The sequence below is a fragment of the Synechococcus sp. O70.2 genome, from assembly GCF_047462135.1.
GTDB lineage: Bacteria > Cyanobacteriota > Cyanobacteriia > Thermostichales > Thermostichaceae > Thermostichus.
Genome location: NZ_JANSIS010000009.1, coordinates 47,547 through 70,827 on the forward strand (window position 1 = coordinate 47,547; position 23,281 = coordinate 70,827).

The 23,281-nt window shown below is 62.8% G+C and carries 19 protein-coding genes and 1 pseudogene; 13 read left to right on the forward strand and 7 right to left on the reverse strand.

Annotation, left to right across the window (positions count from 1 at the left end; translation table 11 throughout):
* On the reverse strand, window positions 1-1,179 hold the full coding sequence (locus NW812_RS09920) for a pentapeptide repeat-containing protein (protein ID WP_414396386.1): 1,179 nt from the start codon (window positions 1,177-1,179) through the stop codon (window positions 1-3).
* A gap of 145 nt (window positions 1,180-1,324) precedes the next feature.
* On the opposite strand from NW812_RS09920, the gene NW812_RS09925 reads away from it, so the two are divergent.
* From NW812_RS09925 to NW812_RS09935, 3 genes are all read left to right on the forward strand, one after another.
* Complete coding sequence (locus NW812_RS09925; protein ID WP_414396388.1) at window positions 1,325-3,106, forward strand: DUF1565 domain-containing protein; 1,782 nt, start codon at window positions 1,325-1,327, stop codon at window positions 3,104-3,106.
* A 60-nt stretch (window positions 3,107-3,166) separates the two neighbouring features.
* Window positions 3,167-5,182, forward strand: a complete 2,016-nt coding sequence (locus tag NW812_RS09930; RefSeq protein WP_414396389.1) for an ArsA family ATPase — start codon at window positions 3,167-3,169, stop codon at window positions 5,180-5,182.
* A 71-nt stretch (window positions 5,183-5,253) separates the two neighbouring features.
* A complete protein-coding gene (locus NW812_RS09935) occupies window positions 5,254-5,712 on the forward strand; it encodes an MAPEG family protein (RefSeq protein WP_414396391.1) in 459 nt (152 codons plus the stop codon).
* On the opposite strand, the gene NW812_RS09940 is transcribed toward NW812_RS09935, so the two are convergent.
* The 3 genes from NW812_RS09940 to NW812_RS09950 are packed head-to-tail and all read right to left on the reverse strand — an operon-like array spanning window position 5,709 to window position 9,521.
* Entirely contained in the window at window positions 5,709-6,737 is a 1,029-nt protein-coding gene (locus tag NW812_RS09940; RefSeq protein ID WP_414396393.1) for a DUF3326 domain-containing protein, read from the reverse strand. The genes NW812_RS09935 and NW812_RS09940 overlap by 4 nt on opposite strands.
* A 17-nt stretch (window positions 6,738-6,754) precedes the next feature.
* Window positions 6,755-8,203, reverse strand: a complete 1,449-nt coding sequence (gene hemG, locus NW812_RS09945) for a protoporphyrinogen oxidase (protein ID WP_414396396.1) — start codon at window positions 8,201-8,203, stop codon at window positions 6,755-6,757.
* Between the two features lie 22 nt (window positions 8,204-8,225).
* Window positions 8,226-9,521 carry a homoserine dehydrogenase gene (locus tag NW812_RS09950; RefSeq protein ID WP_414396398.1) on the reverse strand — a complete coding sequence of 432 codons (1,296 nt, stop codon included), beginning with the start codon at window positions 9,519-9,521 and terminating at the stop codon, window positions 8,226-8,228.
* 216 nt (window positions 9,522-9,737) lie between these two features.
* Between NW812_RS09950 and NW812_RS09955 the strand changes: the two genes are divergently transcribed.
* The 4 genes from NW812_RS09955 (at window position 9,738) to NW812_RS09970 (ending at window position 15,786) form a co-directional block, all read left to right on the forward strand.
* Window positions 9,738-10,628: a 6-carboxytetrahydropterin synthase gene (locus tag NW812_RS09955; protein ID WP_414396400.1), complete on the forward strand. Its 891-nt coding sequence runs from the start codon at window positions 9,738-9,740 to the stop codon at window positions 10,626-10,628.
* Complete coding sequence (locus NW812_RS09960; RefSeq protein ID WP_414396402.1) at window positions 10,612-11,025, forward strand: hypothetical protein; 414 nt, start codon at window positions 10,612-10,614, stop codon at window positions 11,023-11,025. Before NW812_RS09955 ends, NW812_RS09960 begins: the two co-directional genes overlap by 17 nt.
* A 618-nt stretch (window positions 11,026-11,643) precedes the next feature.
* The gene (gene treS / locus NW812_RS09965; protein ID WP_414396404.1) at window positions 11,644-15,024 is read left to right on the forward strand and encodes a maltose alpha-D-glucosyltransferase; all 3,381 of its coding nucleotides are present in this window, start codon (window positions 11,644-11,646) and stop codon (window positions 15,022-15,024) included.
* 9 nt (window positions 15,025-15,033) lie between these two features.
* The gene (locus NW812_RS09970) at window positions 15,034-15,786 is read left to right on the forward strand and encodes an SOS response-associated peptidase (RefSeq protein WP_414396405.1); all 753 of its coding nucleotides are present in this window, start codon (window positions 15,034-15,036) and stop codon (window positions 15,784-15,786) included.
* Here NW812_RS09970 and dprA read toward each other — a convergent pair.
* Window positions 15,725-16,876: a DNA-processing protein DprA gene (gene dprA, locus NW812_RS09975; protein WP_414396407.1), complete on the reverse strand. Its 1,152-nt coding sequence runs from the start codon at window positions 16,874-16,876 to the stop codon at window positions 15,725-15,727. The two genes, NW812_RS09970 and dprA, sit on opposite strands and share 62 nt — an antisense overlap.
* A gap of 57 nt (window positions 16,877-16,933) precedes the next feature.
* On the opposite strand from dprA, the gene NW812_RS09980 reads away from it, so the two are divergent.
* Together NW812_RS09980 and NW812_RS09985 are read left to right on the forward strand one after the other, a co-directional pair.
* Complete coding sequence (locus NW812_RS09980) at window positions 16,934-17,185, forward strand: hypothetical protein (protein ID WP_414396409.1); 252 nt, start codon at window positions 16,934-16,936, stop codon at window positions 17,183-17,185.
* Complete coding sequence (locus NW812_RS09985; protein WP_414396411.1) at window positions 17,178-18,689, forward strand: sodium:solute symporter family protein; 1,512 nt, start codon at window positions 17,178-17,180, stop codon at window positions 18,687-18,689. Before NW812_RS09980 ends, NW812_RS09985 begins: the two co-directional genes overlap by 8 nt.
* On the opposite strand, the gene NW812_RS09990 is transcribed toward NW812_RS09985, so the two are convergent.
* On the reverse strand, window positions 18,639-19,433 hold the full coding sequence (locus NW812_RS09990) for a lysostaphin resistance A-like protein (protein ID WP_414396413.1): 795 nt from the start codon (window positions 19,431-19,433) through the stop codon (window positions 18,639-18,641). The genes NW812_RS09985 and NW812_RS09990 overlap by 51 nt on opposite strands.
* Before the next feature lie 15 nt (window positions 19,434-19,448).
* Window positions 19,449-19,730, reverse strand: coding sequence for an ATP-dependent Clp protease adapter ClpS (clpS, locus tag NW812_RS09995; protein ID WP_414396415.1), 282 nt, complete (start codon window positions 19,728-19,730; stop codon window positions 19,449-19,451).
* 222 nt (window positions 19,731-19,952) lie between these two features.
* On the opposite strand from clpS, the gene NW812_RS10000 reads away from it, so the two are divergent.
* From NW812_RS10000 to NW812_RS10015, 4 genes and pseudogenes are all read left to right on the forward strand, one after another.
* Window positions 19,953-21,131, forward strand: a complete 1,179-nt coding sequence (locus tag NW812_RS10000; protein ID WP_414396418.1) for a transaldolase — start codon at window positions 19,953-19,955, stop codon at window positions 21,129-21,131.
* Window positions 21,132-21,150: 19 nt separating this feature from the next.
* Window positions 21,151-22,635: pseudogene (locus NW812_RS10005) on the forward strand (cobaltochelatase subunit CobN); the annotation flags it as partial.
* 39 nt (window positions 22,636-22,674) lie between these two features.
* On the forward strand, window positions 22,675-22,995 hold the full coding sequence (locus NW812_RS10010; protein ID WP_414396420.1) for a DUF2605 domain-containing protein: 321 nt from the start codon (window positions 22,675-22,677) through the stop codon (window positions 22,993-22,995).
* Window positions 22,995-23,258, forward strand: coding sequence for a DUF2973 domain-containing protein (locus tag NW812_RS10015; protein WP_414396436.1), 264 nt, complete (start codon window positions 22,995-22,997; stop codon window positions 23,256-23,258). Before NW812_RS10010 ends, NW812_RS10015 begins: the two co-directional genes overlap by 1 nt.
* Window positions 23,259-23,281: the final 23 nt, after the last annotated feature.

A 23,281-nucleotide genomic window follows, 5' to 3' on the forward strand; every position in this document is an offset into this window, starting at 1 on the left:
CTAGCTTGAACGGTTCCCCGGCAGGCCCTCACCCCTCGCCCCTTTTCCCTGCGGAGGCTCGGGATCGAGCTTAGCTCCCCAGGCGGCTAGGTAAGCTCTCTGTTCGGGGGAAAGGCGACGCACCCGGCGAAAGTCTGCCCCCGCCACGATGGCGCCGGCGTAGGCTCCCGTTTTGAAATCGGGCTTTTGCCCCGGCTGGACAGGGGAAGCCGTCTGGAGGGATCCCACAAACAGCAAAGCGCGGTAAAGATCGGCCCCACGGAGGTCAGCATTGCGCAGGTTGGCCCCGCAGAGGTTGGTGTGGCTAAGATCGCAATCCCGCAGGTCAGCTCCTTCTAGGCTGGCATCGCTGAAGTCTACACCCCGCAACGAGGTGCCATGGAGATCGGCTCCTTCCAGCATCGTGCCCAGGTTAACCACGCGGATGCCGTTCACGCGATCCCGCTGGTAGCCGCCTTTGCCGTCCAAAATGGGCCGGCCCAGGTGTTCGTCGCGGCGCAGGGGGCTGAGCAAGTTGGCGGTGGAGAGGAAGCGCAGGATCTTGGCTTTGCCAAAGCGATCCACCCCGTTCAAGATGGCTGCTGTGCGCCCAGCCGCAATGGCCCGCTCCAGGGGCCAGTCGTCCAACTGCCCGTCAGGGGAGAGAACCAGGTTGGAGATGCCCTCGAAGTAGGCGTCGATGGTCTGCTGCTGGGTGATGATGTTCTGCTGGATGGTAAGATCCCGGGAGATAACATACTGCCGCCAGGCGATGTAGGCAGCTAGAAGGGCGATCAGGATCTGGCCTGTAGCCCCGAACACCTCGCCCAGGGCCCCAATGGCCTCCCAACTCAGGGATCCCAGGGTCGAGAAGACCCCACTCCCGGCCAATCCTCCCACCCCAGCCAAGCCAAGGGCAGCCACCGCCCATCCCAGAGTGGGCCAAGTAGTCAGCCACTGCCAGAGGTCGCGCCCAATCTGCACCCAGAGCGAACGCCCCCACCAACTCGCCAGGCCCAGCCAGGCCAGCACCGCCCCCCAGCCCAAGGCTGGCTGCTTTGCCCAGTGGCCCAAGAGCAGCAGGAGGGCCGGGATCCCCAACAGCAGCAGCTTGAGCAGAGGCGGCCACGGCGAGGCCGCGAAGGGCGGGGTTTCGGCTTCTGCCAAGGGCAACTCTTTGGGCAAGCCTTCGTCGGTCATGGCAGGGGGACACTCTAGGGGTAGTGTCAGGTATTCCAAGTCGGCGTTAATCCGTACCTAGAAGTGGGGGCTAAGGCAGGATCTTGCCGGTTAGGTTTGGTAGGATAACCTCGACCCTCCTTCTCTAGCGCAGCCTGGTGTGGGGATGAGCACTATGATCCCTTGCCTATCGTCTATCCACCCTCAGAAATCCAGCGAACACCAATCTACAGCAGCTTTGCCTGCCTTGCGGCGGCAGCAGGGCGCTCCAGGCCTGAGGCGGCTAGCGGTCTCTTTTCTCCTCAGCACCAGCTTACTGGTGGCCGCGAAGTTGGATCCCGGTTGGGCGCAAACTTCTCTAGACGCCAGCCTTCTGGAGAAGCAAGCCCTGCCCCAAGCGCCACCGCTGCCGGACGATCGCCCGGTCATCTTTGTGGATGCTGCCAATGGCAGCGATACCCAAGGGGATGGATCCCGCAGCAACCCCTTTAAGACCATCACCTATGCCATCAGCCGGGCCCCAGCCGGCAGCATTATCCAGCTTCTGCCGGGGGTCTACAGCGCAGAAAGCGGCGAAGTCTTCCCCATCCGCCTCAAGGCCGGCCTCATCTTGCGCGGAGATGAGTCCACCCTGGGAGAAGGCTACCTTATCGATGGCGGCGGCACCTACATAAGCCCAACCTTGGCTCGGCAAAATGTTGCCCTGCTGGCAGAGACCGGCTCAGAAGTTCGGGGGGTTACCCTGCGCAACCAGGGGCGCCGCGGCTATGCCCTCTGGGTAGAATCGGCCTCTCCCCGCATTCTCAACAACAGCTTTGTGGGCAGCATCCACGACGGCATTTTCATTGCCGGCGCCTCCAACCCCTGGATAGAGGGCAACCGCTTCTACAAAAATGGGGCCAACGGCATCTCCGTCTTGGGCACCTCCCAGCCCACCATTGTCAACAACCTCTTCCAAGAAACTGGCTTTGGCCTCACCATCGACCAGCGCTCGGCCCCTATTGTCCGCCACAACCGCATCCTGCAAAACCGCACAGGCGTTGTTGTCGGCGGCAGCGCCCGTCCCATCCTGCGCAACAATCTCATCGCCCGCAACTTAGAAACCGGTCTCACGGCCATCGCCAACGCCCAGCCAGACTTGGGCACGGCCTCAGATCCGGGCAACAACATTTTTGAGGGCAACGGCCAGTACGACATCCTCAACGCCACCCGCGGTCTGCGCCTCAACGCCAACGGCAACCAACTGGCAGGCAAAACCAAGGGGGAACTGGATCTGGCTGGCCAGACTACCGTGGCTGCCTTGCCCAGCAACGCTCCTCCACCCATTGCTGCAAATGGCTTGACGCTGCCCAGCGCTCCTCAGGCCAAGCCTCCAGCTTCCAGCAGGGATCCCCAGCCGGCGGCGGCCTCTCCCACCCTGCCGGTGGTGACGGTGCCCCAATCGACTGCCCCCCTTCCCCCTCCTCCAACGGTATCGGGAGGGCGGATTCTGCCCAGTGCCCCCAGCCAGCCGGCAGGGGCTCAACCCCAGGCCCAGGAGTTTGTTGCCGTTCCCTTTACCCCCGATGGCTCCACCACCCCCGCCCAGCCGGTTGAGCCTGCTGCTGTCGCTCCTGCCCGCCGGGCCTCTGCAGCTCCCCTCACCGACATCACCACCCTGCTGCCGCCACCGGCCCGCCGCCAAGCCAGAGAAAATCCCACTACCCCAGCCGCACCTTCAAACTCGGCCCCAGCTTCGCCCACCCGCTTTCGCGTCTTGGTGACCCCCAAGGGCAGCGACGACCTCAATCGCCTGCGGCAGCTGGTTCCCGAGGCGGTGGAAACAGTGTTCAACGGCAGAACCGTGCTGCAGGCCGGCCTCTACGACAGCCGCAGCCAAGCCCAGTCGGTGTTGGAGCGCCTGTTGGACGCTGGCTTTGACGCGGTGGCCGAGATGCTTTTCCGCTAGGCTCTCTGAACGGGATCCAGGCCACAATACGGGTGACCTGCCCAACCAAGAGGGATCCCTTTGCCGCCTCCTCAACTTGCCAACTTCCCTTTTGCTCGCCTCCCTGCTTCCTGTCGCTTGCTGCTGTTTAGCGGCAAGGGGGGAGTGGGCAAAACCACTCTCACCTGTGCCCTGGCCCGTCACCTGGCCCAGACAGAACCAAAGCGACGTCTGCTGTTGCTGTCCACCGATCCGGCTCACTCCCTGGGGGATGTGCTGGGGATCCCGGTGGCGGACGTTCCCCAACCCCTGCCGGATTGGCCCAACTTGCAGGTGCGGGCCTTGCACGCTGAGGTGTTGCTGCAGGATTTTAAGCGGACCTACGGCCCGGCTCTGGAGCTCATTGCCGAGCGGGGTAGTTGGCTGGGCAGGGAAGATCTCCTGCCCCTGTGGGATCTGAGCTGGCCGGGGGTGGACGAGCTGATGGCCATCCTGGAGGTCAATCGCCTGCTGGCAGGCCAAGAGGTGGATACGGTGATCCTGGACACGGCCCCCACTGGCCACACCCTGCGGCTCTTGGAACTGCCCGACTTTCTCGACCAGTTGCTGGCGGTGTTTGCCACCTTCCAGGCCAAGCACCGCGAAGTTGTCCGATCCCTAACAGGCACCTATCGACCGGATGAGGCCGATGCCTTCCTGGCGCGCTTGCAGAGCGAGCTGGAGGGAGGCAAAGCCAGACTGACCGACCCGGAGAGCACTGCCGCCTGGCTGGTGCTGGTCCCGGAGCTGTTGAGCGTGGCGGAGACCCGCCGCTTCTGTTGCCAGTTGCAGAACCGCCGAGTGCCCCTTGGCGGCCTGTTGGTCAACCAGGTTCTCCTGGAAGGGATCTACCTGGCCCGCCAGCAGGAGCAGCGGCTCTGGCTAAAAACGCTCCAAGAGGAGTTGCCTGGCTACCCCATCTGGGTCTGTCCCTACCAACTGGAAGAGCCGATTGGGCCGGCGGCGCTGGACAAGCTGGTGCAGCAGCTTCGTCCCTTGCAGGAGGTGCTGCCGCGGTTGGAAGGGATCCCTGCCCCGGGAGAACTCTCCCCTTCGCCCCAGCAGGACAGAGTCCTTGGGATGGCTTCTGGGCAGAGCCAGGCTTTGGGCCTGCCAGATTTTTTGGCCCAAGGGATCCGCCTGCTCTTGGTAGGGGGCAAGGGCGGGGTGGGCAAGACCACGGTGGCTGGGGCCCTGGCCTGGAACTTGGCCAAACGCCATCCCGACAAGCAGCTCTTGCTGGTCTCTATCGACCCGGCCCACTCCTTGGGAGATCTGTTCCAAGTGACCTTGGGACAGGAGCCGCTCCCTCTCTTGCCCAACCTGCTGGGCCAGGAGATTGAGGCGGCGGCGGTGCTGGAGCGCTTCCGGCAGGCGTACCTGGAAGAGGTGGCGGCCATGTTGGCAGGAGAGGGGATGGCAGGCGTAGAAATCCAGTACGACCCACAGGCTTGGCGGCAGCTTTTGCACATGGCTCCACCGGGCCTGGACGAGGTGATGGCCCTGCTGACGGTGCTGCAACAGGAGTCAAGCGGCCAGTTCGACCTGGTGGTGGTGGATACAGCCCCCACCGGCCATCTCCTGCGCTTTTTGCAGATGCCGCAGGCCCTGGAAGGCTGGGTAAGCCTGGCCCTCAAGCTGTGGCTGAAGTACCGCGACCTGGTGGGCCGGCCGGAATGGGCGCAGCAGCTGCGGGATCTCTTGGCCCAGGTGCGGCAGCTCCAAAAGCGGCTGCGGGATCCCCAGTTTGCTAGCTTTATCCCCGTCTTCAACCCCGAACAGGCAGTTCTGGCGGAAACTGAGCGCCTTCTGGCAGAACTGGATGCCCTGGGGATCCCTCATCCCTATGCCGTTCTCAACCGCGTGTGGCCGGAGGATTCCACCCCCTTTGGTGCAGCTCTTCGGCGCCGCCACCAGGCCATCCTGGCCCAGTTGCCCCAGCGCTTTCCCCAGCAGGCCATTGTCACCGTCCCTTTTCTGCACCCACCCAGCTTAGAGGCCATCGGGGCTTACCTGCTGGCTTCCTCTAGCCCGATGTTGCCAGAAACCTCCACCTAGCGCCTGGCAGAGCCGCTAGCCTGGAAAAGGTGCCAGTGCGGCTTTTCCCCCTCACCTTGCTGCTTTTGCCTATGGTGTTCAACCTCCCCCTGCAAGCCATTCCTCTGTTCTCCATCGCAGCGGCCATCCTGTTGGTGTACCTGCCTATGGGCGTGGTGGGCTATGCCCGCGCCCGCGTCGGCTACGATCCCCATGCGCCCCGGGCAATGTTCGACCGGCTGCCTCCCTACGGCCAGCGGGCCACCTGGGCCCACGCCAATGGCTTCGAGGCCCTGGGCACCTTTGCGCCCTCAGCCCTGATAGCCTACGTCACCGGCCCCCACCCGGATCCCTGGCTGTTTGGTCTCAGCGGCGATGAAGGGGTGGCCGTGCTCTGCGGCGTGTTTCTGCTGGCGCGGCTGCTCTACAACTTCTTCTACATTGGCGACATTCCCATCGGGCGCTCCCTCTCCTTCTTGGTCGGGTCGCTGGCCACGCTGGGCCTGCTGCTCATCAGCCTCTTGCCGTTTCTGGGCCAAAACCTGGCCTAGACCTGCAGTTGCAGGGAAGACAGCGCCACCCCAGCCCGGTGGGCCACCACCACGCCAATGGCCTCTAAGTAGGAGCTAACTGCCACATGGGGGATCCCCAGCTGGCGAGGGTGGACCTGCATCACCGTGGCGTTTTCTTCGACAGCGATAAACAATGGCGGGCGGGGGCGGCTAGCTAGGTAAAGCAGGCCGGGGCCGCCAAAGGCAGTGGCCGGGGCAATGACGCTATCCACCTGCTCGGCCGTCAGGTCGCCCGGCTGGAGGGGATCCCCCCTTCTGATAAACTGGGGGGCGTAGCTCAGCCCCGCCAAAACCGAGGGCAGGAAGGTAAACCCCACCTCTTCAGCGGCAGCCCGGGGGTGAACCGGCTTAGGGTCAGGATCAGGGTAGAAGGCAGGAGCGTGGGCGCAAGGGATCCCCAGCTCCCGCACCACCAGGTGGCTGAGGATGGCCTCGGCTCCGGCCAGGGGATCTACCCCCTGCCCCTGCTCGTACTGGCTAAAGTCAAGGTCGTCCGGGAAGCGGGCCACCACGGCAAGGGCTTCAGCTCCCAAGCGGACGAGCTCTTGGGCAGTTTCCAAAAGCGCATCCGGCTGGGCCAGGGATCCCTGGCTGGCCCCGGCAGGGGAAAAGCTGACGGAAACGCCTAAGGGTCGAGGGGTCAAGCGCCAGGGGCCAATGTCCAGCCCCAGGGTGGCCTGGGCGGCCTGCAAAACCTGCAGGTGGCGTTGGCGGAGGTCCTCTGGGATCCCGGCATCCAGGATGACGCCGACGCGGTTTTGCCGCACTGGCCTGAGGTGCCACTCCCCAGCGCAGAAGCGATCCAGGCCGTACCCTTCCACGTAGAGGACGTTCTTCAGGGGCCAAAACAGGGTGGCGCCGTTGAGCACATTGGGATGAGTGATGAGGCAGTCGACAGCAGCCGCCAAAGCGCGGGCCACCGGCAGGGCATCGCCGGCAAAGCCACCCACGCGGGCGCCGATGCCCGTGGGAACCAAAAGCAGCGCCGTGTAGGGGCGATCCATCGGCCACTAGCGGAGGACTAGGCCTGGGACAAAAGCTGCTGCGCCAGGGCCTCAGCTCGCCGCACGCAATCGCCCAGAGCTACGCCATCCAGGTAGTTGGCACACACCCAGATCCCCGGCGTCTGGGAGGCCAGGTGGGCCTGCACCTGGGCTATCCGCTGCCGGTGGCCGAGGGTGTACTGGGGGATGGCGCGGGGCCATAGGCGTTCCCCTAGGTAGATGGGCTCGACGCGGCGGGTGAGCAGAACCTGGCTAAGCTCGGCGTGGGCAATTTGCGCTCGCTCCTCAGGAGACAGCGTAGGGATGGGTGGGATCCCTTGCCGGCGGGCCAAGGCAGCATCGGTGGCGCCGCCGAGGAAGCTGAGGAAGCTGTGGTAGCCCTGGGGAGCGCGCTCGGGAAAAAGGCAGGAAGCCCAGATGGTGCCCAGGGTGCGCAGGCCCTGGGAGCGAGGGATGAGGTGGCCAAAGCCCCGCAGCGGCTGGGGCAGGGCCTCTTGGGGATAGGCCAGAGCCACCACCACTACCGGCGGATAGGGGATCTCCGCCAAGAGTTGGCTGGCTGGGGGGTTGAGCCCCTGCAGCAGCGCAGCAGCCTCATAGGCGGGGAGAGCCAGCACCACCTGGCGAGCAGCCACCCAGCGGGATCCCTCTGGCGTCTCAAAGCCCACCCAATAGAGCTCTCCCTCCCGCTTAAGCTGCACGGCTCGCCAACCCAGCCGCAGGCTGTCGCCCAGCTTTTGGGCTAGGGCCTCTGGCAACTGCTGCAGCCCCTGCCTCAGATTGCCCAGTTGGCCGCGTTTGGGCGGGGGTTGGATGGCTACGGGAGAAGGCTGGGGTCGTTGGCGCAGAGCCTGCAGGGCGCCAGCAAAGAGGCTGCCGTAGCGCTCCTCTAGGCCAGCTACCCGCGGGAAAGCCGCCACAGCGCTGAGTTGATCTGGGTCGCCGGCATAGACTCCTGAGGTGAAGGGCTCCACTAGGCGCTCGGCCACTTCGGATCCCAGTTGTCGCTGGAAAAACTGCCGCACCGTTTCCTCGTGCCCTGGCGGCGGCGGGACAAACCCCAGCAGGCCCTGTAGAGCCCGCAGCTTGCCGCCCACACTGAGCAGCCGGGAGCTCAGGGCTGCCGCGGGGCTAAGCGGCACCGGCAGCAGCTCCCTTTCCCAGTAGATGTAGCGGGGCAGCTTGGCATCGGCCAGCACCAGTTGGTCGGTCAGGCCCACCTCAGCAATGAGGTTGAGCAGGGCAGGGGTGGGGGTAAAGCTGTTGGGGCCTTCCTCCCAGCGGTAGCCGTCTTTGGACTGGGTGGAAATGCAGCCGCCGACGCGGGAGCTGGCCTCGGCCAAGAGCACTTGGGCGGAGCTCTGCCGCAGGCGCCAGGCCAGGGTGAGACCGCTGATGCCCGCCCCAAGGACGACCACCTCGGCTCTGAGGAGTTCGGGGGTTGCAAGATCCACTGCCGCCTCCACGGTGTCTGTCCTCCTCCACTTGCTAGCGCAACACGCGAAACAGGCTGGGGATCCCAGCCACCTGGGGAAGCTGTTGGATCTCGGCCAGCGCCTGGCGGCAGTCGGCCTCGCGCACAGTGTGGGTGAGGATTACAATCTCCGCCAGCTCCTGGTGGCACTCCTTTTGGGTGATGCTCTCCAGGCTTACCCCATGGCGGCCAAAGCAGGTGCCAATGGCCCCCATCACCCCTGGCCGGTCTTGGGCCAACACCCGCACATAGAACTCCGACTGCACCTCCGCCAGCGGCAGCAGCGAGGCAATAGGGGGAGAGGCAGGCAATCCCCACAGAGGATTGGGGAGATGGGCCCCTGTCTGCAGGTGGGCAAGCAGGGTGAGCAGATCCCCGACCACAGCGCTGGCCGTTGGCCCCCGGCCCGCCCCTGGCCCAGCCAGCACCACCTGCCCCAAGGGATCCCCTTGCACCCAGACGGCGTTGTCCGCCCCCTGGATGTTGGCCAGCGGGTGGGTAACGGGCAGCAGCGCGGGGTGAACGCGAATGTCCAAGGTTGTTTCCGCTCCCTGCCCCTCAGTCCTCTGGGCGATGGCCAAAAGCTTAAAGGTATAGCCCCACTCGCGGGCATAGCGGAGGTCGGTGGGGCTGATGCTGCCGATCCCTTCGCAGGGGATGGCCTGCCGCGGCACCGCGACCCCAAAAGCCAGGCTGGCCAAAATGGCAATCTTGTCCGCCGCATCCCATCCTTCCACATCGGCGCTGGGATCGGCCTCCGCATAGCCGTGAGCCTGGGCCTGGGCCAGCGCTTCGGCAAAGGAGCTGCCCTCCTGGGCCATCTGGCTAAGGATGAAATTGGTGGTGCCGTTGATGATGCCCCAGACCGCCTGAATGCGGCTGGCCCGCAGCGACTGCTGCAAAGCCTGGATGATGGGGATCCCACCCCCCACCGCTGCCTCCAGGAGCACGGCCACCCTGGCCTGGGCGGCAGCCTGAAAGATCTCCATCCCATAGCGGGCAATCACTGCCTTGTTGGCCGTGATCACCGGTTTGCCGTGGTCAATGGCTTTCAGGATAAGGCTGCGAGCCGGCTCCAGGCCGCCCATGAGCTCAATGACCACATCAATCTCTGGATCCGAGACAATCCGCTCTAGGTCAGTGGTCAGGCGCTCAGGCGGAATCGGCACCAGCCGCGGCTTGTCCAGGGAACGCACTCCCACCGCCGCAATTTCAACTGCCTGCAACAGAGGATGAGGAGGGCGCTGTAAGATCTCGACCACGCCTGTGCCGACAGTACCCAGCCCCAATAGCCCAACCCGATAGACCACAGCCGCTCCCTCGTCTGCCGCTCCCTGCGACCCGAAGCCTTCCCTACCTTTACCAGGTTGACACACTCCTAGTCCCATCAGGACGAGATTTTAGCCATCTATCCCAAGGCGCTTCAGGGAGGCGCGTCGAGACAGCCCCAGGGATCCCTCGCCGCGGGGACAGTGCCGGTTTGGGGTTTATGCTGAAGGGGGGATCCTCTACAGTTCATAGCCTTCATGTCCAGAACCTGTACCATCTACCGCCGCGCCCAATTTGCTGCCAGCCACCGCTACTGGCTGCCGGAGCTTTCGGAAGCCGAGAACCTGGCCCGCTTCGGCCCCCATGCCCGCTTTCCTGGCCACGGCCACAACTACGTGCTGGAGGTGGGCCTGACGGGGGAGGTAGACGAGTACGGCATGGTGCTCAACCTCTCGCAGGTGAAGCGGGTGATTCAGGAGCGGGTAATTCGGGAGCTGAACCTTGCCTACCTCAACGAAGCTTGGCCAGAGTTTGCCCAAACCCTGCCCACCACCGAGTTCATTGCCTACGCCATCTGGCAGCGCCTGGCCGATGCTCTGCCGCTAGCCAGTGTGCGCCTCTACGAGGATCCCCACCTTTGGGCCGAATACCGAGGAGAAGCCATGGAAGCTTACCTAACCGTTGCCACCCACTTTAGCGCCGCCCATCGCTTGGCCCTGGATCACCTAAGTTTGGAGGAGAACACTGCCCTCTACGGCCTCTGCGCCCGCCCCCATGGCCACGGCCACAACTACGGCCTGGAGATCACCGTCAAGGGATCCATCGACCCGCGCACGGGGATGATTGTGGACTTGGCGGCTCTGCAGCGGGTGATCGAGGAGCAAGTGGTCAAACCCCTGGATCACACCTTCTTAAACAAAGACATCCCCTACTTTGCCCAGGTGGTGCCCACTGCGGAAAACATCGCCCTCTACATCCAGCGGCTGCTGACTCTGCCCCTGCGGGAGCTAGGGGTGCGACTGCACCGCGTCCGCCTGCAGGAAAGCCCCAACAACAGCAGCGAAGTCTACGGGGAGTTTCCCTTGGAGGAAGCGGAACAGGATTTGGCAAGTAGGGCTGAGCCAGCCGCCTGTGCTGGATCTCGTTAAGCTCAGCGGCCAACTCTCGGCCTTTGCCCACTACCTGCAGCAGGAGTCGAAGGCCAGCCAAGAACGCCTGCGCCGAGTCTGGCAAGAGTTTGCCTGCTTGTGGCAGGAGCCCCGGCTCTGGCAGCCTCGCTGGGTGGAGTGGGGATCCCTGCCCAAAGTTGAGCCTCTGCAGGAGCCGCACACGGTGGTGGCCACTGACGGCTCCCAGATCCCGCCCGACCACCTCGAGGTCGCCTACTCCTCGGGGCAGGTAACCCTCCACTACGGCACACAAGAGTGGCCACTGCTGGGCAGCCAGCCCCTACTGCTCTACGGGGAGGAGCCCCTCAAGCCGCCTGAGCGCTCCAACTTTCTTTCCGACGGCTCTCCGCTGCCCGTCCGGCCAAAGGGAGCCTAGCCTAGACATGACGTGGACACCGAGGAGGTGCTGGCCCTGTGCCGCTCCCAAGCAGAACTTCACTTGGCCCTGTTGCTGCCTAGGACTAGCGCTGCTCGATGAATCCCTCACCCCTGGGGAACGGAGCTGCTTGTTCTGGAAACTTTTAGGGAACACTACTGGTTAGCAGGGAGAGGGATCCCGAAATCGCTCGCCTAGAGTTTCCTGCTTGGGTAGCTCAAGACGCTGAGCTGCCCCAACAAGCCCTAGCGGGGGTTTGGTGGAGCAGGAGCTTGTCCGCACTGGCCTGCGCCATCTAACCGTCTCCTGCAAAGAGGCTCAAAAGCGAACCGGCATCACCTAGCTGGTGCCAATGGTGGGGAACCGTTCTGAGATCTCCACGAGTGTCACTTCCTCCAAGCTGCGGGCAGTTGCCCCTTGCTCTTGAGAGAGCCCAGAGGCTAAAGACGGAGCCAACTGTAGCCTAGGCAAAATGCTTGCCCGAACAAATGAACCTGCTAGCCTACTAGCATCGACTGCTGGGATCCCGGGCACCATAAAGAAGGCTGCAGCCCATTGAGGGGATCCCTCTTCAACAGTTAGGGTTGCCGAGGTATCTAAGTCTTGGTTGCCGATATGATGAGCCAAGCTCTTCTGCGCAGCATCGTCTCTCCCTTAACCTCCAACCCCCTCTGGTACAAAGACGCGATCATCTACGAGCTACCGGTGCGCGCCTTTTTTGACAGTGACGGCGATGGCGTGGGCGACTTCCAGGGCTTGACCGAAAAGCTGGACTATTTGCAAGAACTGGGGATTACAGCCGTCTGGCTGCTGCCGTTTTTTCCTTCTCCTCTAAAGGATGACGGCTACGACGTTTCCGACTTTACCAACGTTAACCCCGAGTTGGGCACTCTAGAAGACTTCAAGATCTTTCTGGATGCTGCCCATCAACGGGGGATTCGCGTCATCATTGAGCTTATCCTCAACCACACCTCGGATCAGCACCCCTGGTTTCAGCGGGCCCGACGAGCTGCTCCCGGCACTCCCGAGCGCGACTTCTACGTTTGGAGCGATACCCCCGAAAAGTACAAAGAGGCCCGCATCATCTTTCAGGACTTTGAAACCTCCAACTGGACCTGGGATCCGGTGGCCAAAGCCTACTACTGGCACCGCTTCTACTCCCACCAGCCCGATCTCAACTACGACAACCCCGCCGTGCAAAAAGCCATGTTCGAGGTGGTGGACTTCTGGCTGAGCATGGGGGTAGATGGCATGCGGCTGGACGCCGTGCCCTATCTCTACGAGCGGGAAGGCACCTCCTGCGAGAGTCTGCCAGAAACCCATGCCTTTCTCAAGGCTCTGCGCCGACACATCGACCAGAGGTACCCCGACCGCATGCTGCTGGCTGAGGCCAACCAGTGGCCGGAAGATGCCGTAGCCTACTTCGGCGATGGGGACGAGTGCCACATGGAGTTCCACTTCCCCCTCATGCCACGGCTCTTTATGGCCCTCCAGATGGAGGATCGCTTCCCCATCGTTGACATCCTGCAACAAACCCCTCCCATTCCCGAAACCTGCCAGTGGGCCATTTTCCTGCGCAACCACGACGAGCTCACCCTGGAGATGGTCACTGACGAGGAGCGGGACTACATGTACCAGGTCTACGCCAAGGATCCCAAGGCGCGGATCAACCTGGGCATCCGCCGCCGCTTGGCTCCTCTCTTGGGCAACAGCCGCCGCCGCATTGAGCTGATGAGCAGCCTCCTGTTTTCCCTGCCGGGGACGCCGGTGATCTACTACGGCGACGAGATTGGCATGGGGGACAACATCTACTTAGGGGATCGCAACAGCGTGCGCACCCCCATGCAGTGGAGCGCTGACCGCAACGCTGGCTTTTCGCGGGCCAACCCCCAGAAGCTCTACCTGCCCGTCATCATCGACGCCGAGTACCACTACGAAGCCGTCAACGTGGAAGCGCAGCGGAATAACCCCCATTCTCTCTGGTGGACGATGAAGCGGATGATTGCCGTGCGCAAGCGCTTCCAGGCCTTTGGCCGCGGCTCTTTTGAGGTGCTGCACCCGGAAAACCGCAAGGTGCTGGCCTTTGTGCGGGCCTATGGCGACGAGCGCATCCTGGTGGTGGCCAATCTCTCTCGCTACGCCCAGTGGGTGGGGCTGGATCTGTCCCCGTGGGAAGGGTTGATCCCGGTGGAGATCTTTGGGCGCACCGAGTTTCCCCCCATTGGGCGGCTGCCCTATTTCCTAACGCTGGGCCCCCACTCTTTTTACTGGTTCTCCCTCGAGACCAAAACGAAGCAAATTCACCTCCACCCCAGCAGGCCAGAGGAGCAGGTCCGCCCGGCCACTCTGGTTGTTCAAAATGGCAGTTGGGAGAGCCTCTTTCAAGGGGAAAGCCAAAAGCAGGTGGAGGCCGTCTTGGGAGACTACCTCTGCCGCTGTCAGTGGTTTAGCTCCAAAAACCGCCAGCTCCAGTCGATCCATATTTTGCAGGCCATCCCTTGCCGTCGAGAAGGGGATCCCTTGCTGCGAAGCCAGATCTTGCTGCTCCAGGCCGAGTTCCTCGAGGGAGATACGGAGCTCTACTCTTTACCCGTGGGCTATGCCACTCAAGAAGCAGCCGTACACCTGCGCGTAGAGGCGCCCCAGGCAGTCATCCTCCCTGTGCAAGTGGCCGGGGAGCCAACGGAAGTGATTTTCGACGCTCTGGCTGATAAGACCTTCTTGTTGGGTCTGCTACAGATGATGGTGCAGCAGAGCCGCCTGCGCCACGGTCGGGGAGAGCTTTGGGCCACTAGCTTTGCCACGCTTGAGTACGACCCTAGCCTGGAGCCTCGCCTCCTCAAGGCGGAGCAGAGCCACACCTCAGTGGTCTACGGCAACCAGTACCTCCTCAAGCTCTACCGCCGGGTGGCTGAGGGGGTAAACCCGGAGCTGGAGGTTGGCCGCTACCTGCTAGAGCACCATCCCCAGGTGCGGGTGCCGCGGCTGTTGGGATCCCTGGAGTATCGTCGTCGCCGCGGGACGCGAGGCTCTGAGATTACCTTGGCCATTTTGCAGGAGTACATCCCCAACGAGGGAGATGCCTGGCACTACACCCTAGACACTTTGGAACAGTTCTTCGAAACCGTGCTTGTCCACCATGCAACGGTGGAAGCGGTGCCGGTGCCTCAGGGCTCTTTCCTAGAGCTTGCGCAGCTTCCCCTGCCGGAGCTGGCCTATGCCACCATTGGCAGCTACCTGGAGTCGGTGCGGATCTTAGCCAAGCGCACCGCCGAACTCCACCTTGCCTTGGCCGCTGACACCGAGAACAAAGACTTTGCGCCGGAGCCTTTCTCCAGTCTCTACCAGCGCTCCATCTACCAATCCCTGCGCAACTTGGTGGGCCAGGTGTTTCCCGTCTTAGCCAAGCAGATCCCCAACCTGCCAGAGCTGGAGGCCAAGCTAGCCCGGACGGTTTACGACCAAGAAGGGGAGATCATGAGCCGCTTCCGCCTGATCCTGGAGCGGAAGATCACGGCTTTGCGCACTCGCTGCCACGGGGATTACCACCTGGGCCAGGTGCTGTTTACCGGCAAGGACTTTTTCATCATTGACTTTGAGGGCGATCCGCGCCGGTCCCTGGGGGAGCGCCGCCTCAAACGCTGCCCCCTGCGGGATGTGGTGGCGATGCTGCGCTCTTTCCACTACGCTGTTCACACCGCCTTGCGCCAGCAACTGGAAAGCGGCCTGGTCTGCGGAGACAAGTGCCCTGACATGGGGCGCTGGGCCCAGTTTTGGTACCGCTGGGTTTGTGCTGCTTTCTTGGCCGAATATCTGCAGGTGGCTTCCCAAGGGGCTTTTCTGCCCCGCAGCCCGCAGGAGCTGGAAGTGTTGTTGGATGCCTATCTGCTGGAGAAAGCTATTGACGAGCTGGGCTATGAGCTCAACCACCGCCCCGAGTACGTGGAGATCCCTCTGCGCGGGATCCTACAATTGCTAGGCATTTCCACCAAGGTCTGAGGATCCCGGATGTGCGGACGGTTCAGCCTGGCGGCGGCCCCCGAACTGCTGCAGCAGCATTTTCAAATCAAGATGGGGTCATGGCCGGCGCTCCAGCCCCGCTACAACATCGCCCCTTCTCAGCCGGTGCTGGCAGTGGTGGCCTCAACGGAGCTGGGACGGAAGGCAACCCAGTTCCGCTGGGGCCTGATCCCCAGGTGGAGCCGAGCTCCCCAGGCTAGCTGGATCAATGCCCGTTCTGAGACGGTGGCTGAGAAGCCCTCTTTCCGCGAGGCTTTCCGCCGCCGCCGCTGCCTGATCCCGGCAGATGGCTTCTACGAGTGGGCCGAGCAGGGCACGGCCAAGCGACAACCCTACTGGTTTTACCTGGTGGATCGGCCGGTGTTTGCCTTTGCCGGCATTTGGGAGCGCTGGCGCAGCCCACAAGGGGTGGAGATAGAAACCTGCGCCATCCTCAACACGCCGGCCAATCGGCTGATGGGGCTTTTCCACGAGCGGATGCCGGCCATTTTGCTAGAAAGCGACTACGAGCTCTGGCTGGATCCCCAGGTGCAGGATCCCAAGCGGCTGTTGCCCCTACTCCGCCCCTACCCGGCAGAGGCCATGGCCGCCTACCCCGTCAGCACCTATGTGAACAACCCTCGCCACGAGGATCCCACTTGCCGTGCTCCCATCGGGGAAGCGGTGCAGGGATCCAACCTCAGCGAGCCCGCCGGTAGCGCATCCCCGGCAGTTGCACCAGCCACCCCTCCAGTTCCATGAGGAGCAGGGTGCTGGAAAGGGTGGCCATGTCCATCTGGGTGGCTTGGGCTAGGGCGTCGAGGCTGAGGACCTCATTGCCCAGGATCTGCCAGAGGAGTTGCTGCTGGGGATCGCTGGGGCCAGGGGACGCAGGCTGTTCTGGGAGCGGGGATCCCGGAACCAAGCCCAGCTCTTTGAGCAGGTCCTCGATCCCCAGGATCATGCCTGCCCCATGGCGGATGAGCTGCAGACAGCCACGGGCTGCCGCCGTGTCGATATTCCCTGGCAGGGCGTACACTTCCCGACCGTAGTGGTTGGCGAGCTGAGCAGTAATCAGCGCTCCTGAACGCTCTGGGGCTTCCATCACCAAGGTGGCGCGGCAGAGGCCGGCAATGATGCGGTTGCGCTGGGGAAAGTGCTCCTTGGCCGGCGGCGTGCCAGGGGGATACTCGCTGAGGACGACCCCTTGCTCCAGGATGCGTTGGTAGAGGGGGCGATGATGGGCGGGGTAAACCTGATCCACCCCCGTTCCCAGCACAGCCACCGTCTTGCCCCCTGCCTCCAGACAGGCCTGGTGTGCGATGCCGTCGATCCCCGTGGCCAATCCCGACACCACCACACAGCCGGCTTGCGCCAGGGCGGCGCTGACTTTCTGGGTCCACTGCCGACCGTAGGCGGTGGGGGCGCGGGTGCCGACAACGGCAATGGCCGGCTGCTGCCAGTCAGGACATTCTCCCAGGACGTAGAGAATAGGCGGCGGATCCGGCAGCTCCCACAGCAGCGGCGGATAGCCGGGATCCGCAGGGGTTAGGAAGGGGATCCCCGGCTTTTGAGTTTGCTCCAGGATCTCCCCAGGATCGAGGGCGGGACGGGCGGAAACAATCGCCTCTGCCAGGGTGGGGCCAATGCCCTCCACCTGCTGCAGGGCTAGGGCGTCTGCCTGCCAAGCTCGCTCCAAGGATCCAAAAAACTCCGCCAGCCGCTTGAGGCGGTGGGGGCCGATCCCTCTAACCCGCGCCCAAGCGAGCCAATAGGGCCGCTCCCTTTCTCCGCGGCTTGGCCAAGGCTCCCTCTTGAGGGCGAGAGGTGAAGGAGAACTGGAGAAGGACAATTGTCTGCACCAGTGGCTGTATCTTACATAATCGGCAAAAAATCAGGAGATGGACAAATGTCAGGGTTAGATTCCGCGGGTGGCCCTCAGGAAGCCAGGCCACTGCGGTTTGGACAGGTGCGCCAGGCTTGGGTGTGGGGGGCTTACCCCCTGCTGTGGCTGTTGACCTGGGTCGGATCCCGCTCTGCCCAGCCGCAGCTTTGGGGGATCCCGGCCTGGTATTGGGTGGCAGGACTTGCCATGCTGCTGTTGGTGCCTCTAAATCTCTACATCGTGCGCGTTTGCTGGCCCAGAGCTGGAAATGAGTGAAACCGTTTTGAGTTTGAGTGTAGTTGGCGTGTACTTGCTGCTATTGGCGGCCATTGGGGTGTGGAGCTACCGCCATAGCGGCCAGGATCCGGTCAGCTATTTCCTGGCGGGGCGAGGGCTGGGATCCCTGGCCTTGACCTTAACCACCCTGGCGACGCTGCTGAGCGCCTTTACTTTCCTTGGGGTGCCAGCGGATGCCTACACCCACGGCCTGGGGATCTTTCTAGGGGTAGGGGTCACCACCGCACTGATCTCGGGGCTGTTTTTCTGGGTGGGCTACCGGGTGTGGCTGGCAGCGCGCCACTTCGGCTTTATTACCCCTTCCGAGTTTTTTGGCCACCGCTTCAATAGTCCTCTCCTGGCTCTCCTCTATTGCCTGAGCGCCCTGACGTTTACCGCCCCTTACATCAGCATCCAGATTATCGGTGGGGCGCGCACGCTGGCTGCAGTCTTGGGGGAGGGGATCCCCTATCGGCCTCTGGCGGTGGTAGTGGCCTTGGTGATCTTGGCCTATGTCCTCTTCGGCGGATCCCAGGCGGTGGTCTGGACGGACGTGGTGCAGGGGATCATCTTGGTTTTAGGGATGGGGGTGGCTCTTGTGGCAGTGGCTTTGAGGTGGGGCCAGGAGGCTGGCAGCCAGTTGGATCCCTGGCTGAGCTTGCCCGGCCCGCAGGGGCGCTGGAGCTGGCAAACGCTGCTTGGCAACCAACTGCTGTTTTTCATGGCCACGCCCCTTTTTCCCCAATTTTTCCAGCGCTTCTACATGGCCAAGAGTGCCCGTCCCTTCCAAACCCTGATGGTGGTCTGGCCGCTCCTCATTCTGCTGGTGTTTTTCCCGGCAGCCCTCATTGGCGTCTGGGGCCGGCTGGCTTTTCCTGAGCTGCAGCAGCCGGATCAGGTCATGCCGCTGATGTTGCAGACCCTGCCCAGCGGCGTGGCGGCGGTGGTGATTACAGCAGCGCTAGCAGCTTTGATGTCCACGGCGGACTCGCAACTGCTTACAGCCAGCTCCCTGGTTACGCGGGATCTGGTGGTTACTTTTCTCAAGCGCCCGCTTTCCCCTCACCAGGAGGAGCTGTTGGGCCGCGGGGTAGTGTTGGGGATTGGGCTAGTTTCCTTTGCCATTGCCGTCAGGCCGCCAGGGCTCATTGCCCAGATTGCCACCTGGAGCTTTCAGGGCTATGCCATGCTCTTTCCCATCCTGATGGCCGGCCTGTACTGGAAGCGGGCAACTCGCGCTGGAGCCGTGGCCGGGGCTTTGGTCTCCAGCAGCCTCACCTTGGGGTGGCTTTCGGGCCTGTTGCCCAAGGCTTGGACAGGGGGCTGGCTGCCGGTGATCCCGGCGGTGGTCATCGGCACGGCGGTGCTGGTGGGGGTGAGCTTGCTGACTCAGCCTGACCAGGAGAGGGTAGCCGCCTACTATGAGAACGGCCCTTGGGCGGGGGAAGGTTGCTCAGCTTCTGCCGGCAGCCAACCCCTTGAGAACCAGGAAGGTGCCGCCTAGAAAGAGCAGGCCCATCAGCCCAGCCAGAGGGTTGTTGCCGATCCCGGTGAGCCACGCTGGCGCCCTGCCGGTGTACTCGATCCAGGCCAAGTTGTTGACCCAGGTAACGCCCCACACCCAGCCGGCGTGCAGCCCCAAGCTGAGGCCTAGTTTGTTTTGGTTCCACACTTTTGCTTGAGCCAGCAGCAGGCCCATCAGCCACAGCCCTGGAAACTGAGGCCAGGTGGCAAGAACCTCCGCTGGCGGCTTCAAGAAATGGGCCAAAGCAAAGAGAAAGCTGGATCCCCATAGCGCCCTTGTCCAGCCGTAGTCCAACGCCATTTCCTGCACTAGCCAGCCGCGGAACACCAGCTCTTCCACCAGCGCCACTGCCAGGCCCACCCCCAGCCCGAGCAAGCCATAGCCGAGCAGGGATCCCCCTTCCACTGGCTTCCAGCTCAGCCAGCCCAGGGCCCCCTCCAGGCCAAACAGCAGGAAAAGCCCCCCGGCACCGATCCCCAAGCCCCAGAGGATCCCAGCCCGACAAGTCCAACTACTGTCCAAGCCATAGGCGGCAAACCCGGATCCCCACTGCCACAGCCAAAGGAGCAGCAGGGCATACAGCGGCAACCAAAGGTAGTCTTGCCCAAAGAGAACCTCCCCTAGCCCGACCCACGGCAGCCAGGCCAAGAGGGGGATTCCCAAAAACAGCAACAGGCGCAGCGGAAAGGGAAAAACCTTGAGTTTCGCAATCAGCAGGCCCACCCACGCTGCTCCTAACTAGCGTTCCGGCTCAATCGAGCTGGTGAGGCCGTGCTGGCGCAACTGCTCGCAATAAAACTCCGCAGGTTCCCGCGGCACCACGATAACCACGGCAACGCCGTTGTTGTGGGCTTCCAGCATGATTTCGGTGGCTTGCTGCGGCAGCAGGGATGGGATCACCTTCAGCAACACCTGCACCACGTACTCCATGGTGTTGACATCGTCGTTGTGCAGCAACACCCGGTACATGGGCATGTGCTTTGGGGTTACAGAAGGCTTAACCAGGGTCTCCGTAGCCACGACGATCCCTCCTTACAGCAAGGCAAGACGTACACCTGCAAAAAAAAGGGGCAGAAAGGGGAAAAAGCCTTAATGGAATTTTAGCCTTCTCGTCAAGAGCCGTGAGGGGGAGCGGAAGAGAATTAAGACAATCTCACGGCTAGCGGGATCCCCTACTGAGATAGGTGACACTGGGACTAGGTTGCCAAAGTACCGCGGAGCGCGAGGCCCAAGGAGGGGAGTATGAGCAGGAGCCTGCTGGAGCAGTTGCGAGAGATCACCGTCGTGGTGGCCGACACGGGGGATATCAATGCCATCGAGACCTTTAAGCCGCGGGATGCCACCACCAATCCCTCTTTAATCACAGCGGCCGCCCAAATGCCCCAGTACCAGGGCATTGTCGATGAAACTTTGCTCAAGGCTCGCCAAGACCTGGGATCCAAAGCCGACCTCAAAACCGTGGTGGCCCACGCCGTCGACCAACTGGCGGTGGCCTTTGGCGTGCGCATTTTGTCCATTATTCCTGGCCGCGTCTCTACCGAGGTAGATGCCCGCCTCTCCTACGACACGGCAGCTACGGTTGCCAAGGCCCGCCATCTCATCGAGCTCTACAAGGCAGCAGGGGCGGATCCCGAGCGGGTGTTGATTAAAATTGCCGCCACCTGGGAAGGGATCCGGGCTGCCGAGATCCTGGAAAAAGAAGGGATCCACTGCAACCTTACCCTGATGTTTGGCCTGCACCAGGCCATTGCCTGTGCCGAGGCGGGGGTAACCCTCATCTCGCCTTTCGTGGGTCGCATCCTCGACTGGTACAAGAAACACACCGGCCGGGAGAGCTACCCGCCCGCCGAAGACCCAGGCGTGCAGTCGGTAACCCAGATCTACAACTATCTGCGCAAATACGACTACCCAACAGAGGTGATGGGCGCCAGCTTCCGCAACATCGGGGAAATCCTCGAGCTGGCCGGCTGCGACCTGCTCACCATCTCGCCACCTCTGCTAGCGGAGCTGCAAAACACCGAAGGCCACCTGGAGCGCAAACTGGATCCGGAAAAAGCCAAGAAAATGGACATTCCCCGCCTGGTGATGGACCGAGCCACCTTCGATCAGATGCACCGGGAAAACCGCATGGCCTCGGAAAAGCTGGAGGAAGGGATCCAGGGCTTCTCCAAGGCGCTGGAGGTGCTGGAAAAACTGCTCGCCGAGCGGCTGCAGAAGCTGGAGGGCGCCAAGGAGACGATTACCCACGCCGCCCAGGATGTCTTCCGCCTCTACGATCTGGATGGGGATGGCTTCATCACCCGCGAGGAGTGGATGGGGGCAGATCGCGTCTTCGATGCCCTCGACACCAACCAAGATGGCAAAATTACCCCCGAAGAAATGCTGGTTGGCCTGGGAGCAGCCGTTTACTTGAGGAATTAGCTCCATGGGCAAGAACTTCCGCCGCATCGGAGATGGGGTAGCTGCCCTAGAAGCTCAAGCCCGCCGCTGGATTGCCCAACGGCTGCAGGGGATCCCCTACGACCCGCCGCCGGGGCCGGCAGCCAGCCAGGTGCTGCAGTGGATAGAGAGGGACTTGCTCCCTCGCCTGCAGCAAACTCCTCAGGAGCTGGAAAATCTCCTACGCGGTCTCAATGGCGGCTATGTGCCCAGCGGCCCTTCCGGCGCTCCCACGCGGGGCCGGGTGGAGGTGTTGCCCACTGGGCGCAACTTCTACTCGGTGGACATCCGCGCCATTCCCACCCCGACAGCCTGGCAGGTTGGCTCGCTGGCTGCCGAGCGGCTGGTGGAGCGCTACGTGCAAGAGCAGGGGGAATATCCCCGCCATCTGGGCCTATCCGTGTGGGGAACTTCCACCCTGAGAACCGGTGGCGAGGACTGGGCCGAGGCGCTGGCGCTTTTGGGGGTCAAGCCCCGCTGGGATGGGGGACGGGTGGTGGATATCGAGATCCTGCCTGTAGCGGTCTTGGGACGTCCCCGCGTGGATGTAACTCTGCGCATTTCTGGGTTTTTTCGGGATGCCTTTCCCAACCTGATTGCCCTCTTCGACCGGGCCGTGCAGGCCGTGGCCGCTCTGGAGGAGCCGGAAAGCGACAACCCCCTGCGGGCTCAGGTGCTAGCCGATACCCAATACTGGCAGGAGCAAGGGATCCCTCCCTCAGAAGCGGCCAAGCGAGCGCGGCTGCGCATCTTCGGCTCCAAGCCGGGGGCCTACGGGGCCGGTCTGCAGGGGCTGATCGAGGCGCAAAACTGGGAAACGGAAGCGGATCTGGCCCGCGCCTACCTCAACTGGAGCGGCTACGCCTACTGGGCCGAGGGGGAGGGAGAGCCAGCCCCCGAAGCGCTGCGGCGGCAACTGGCCCGTCTGCAAGTTGTCCTGCACAACCAAGACAACCGCGAGCACGATCTCCTCGACTCGGACGACTACTACCAGTTTCAGGGGGGTATGGTGGCAGCGGTGCGAACGCTCCAGGGCCGCAACCCCCAGATCTACTTCGGGGATCACGCCCGTCCCCACAACCCCAAGATCCGCACCCTGGCCGAAGAGATCGACCGCGTCTATCGCGCCCGCGTCGTCAACCCCAAGTGGATTGCCGGCGTGATGCGCCACGGCTACAAGGGCGCCTTTGAGATGGCCGCCACACTGGACTATCTCTTTGCCTACGATGTCACCACCCACGCCGTGCCAGACTTCATGTACGCCGGGGTGGCCCGCGCCTACCTGCTGGATCCCCAGGTGCAGCAGTTTTTGCGAAGCCACAACCCCTGGGCGCTGCGGGATATGAGCGAGCGGCTGCTGGAGGCCCACCAGCGGGGCTACTGGCAAGAGCAAGCCCAGGAATTGCTGCCTCAGATCGAAGCCCTCATGCTGGAGATGGAAGCCCAGCTAGAGGCCAGCCAGGGATCCCTAGCGGGAGAACGTTAAGTTCGGCTAAGATTCTTCTCATCCAAAGAGATCCCAGACATGAGCAAAGCCAAGCTGTTGCGGCAGATTCTGGGGCCGCTGCTAGACGACTACCACTACTGGTTTGAGCGCTGCCGTCGCTTTTTGCAAGAAGAAACCCTGGACTTCATCAGCCCAGAAGTGCAGCAGTCCCTCCTGGAGCGGGTCTTGGCTGCCCAAGCGGAGTTACAAGCAGCGGAAGCTCTCTATCGGTTATCGGACAATGAAGTTGGCATTGACCCGGCCCTGATGGCAAAATGGCATCGCCTGCTGATGGAGTGCGCCGAGCTGGGCCGCCGCTTTCGCCAACTTCACCCCTCTTCTGACTCCTCTGACTCGTGATGCTGCAGATCCTCTACCTCATGGCTTTTGTCGCCATTGCCTTTGTGGCGCTGCGCAACCTGGTGCTTAACGTAGTAACTCTAAGCAAAGAAGAGCCCAAGGCCTCGCCGCGTCGCGCTCGCCGACAGGCGCCCCACCCGGAGCTCTTGGATGCGGACGGCAACCTGACGGAAGAGCCTTTGTTGGTTATTCGCACAACCAGCCTGGAGGAAGCCCGCAGCCGCCTGGAAGATCTCTACTCTGGATCCCCTGACGAGGATTGAGAGCGACAGTGGGGCTGCCGACC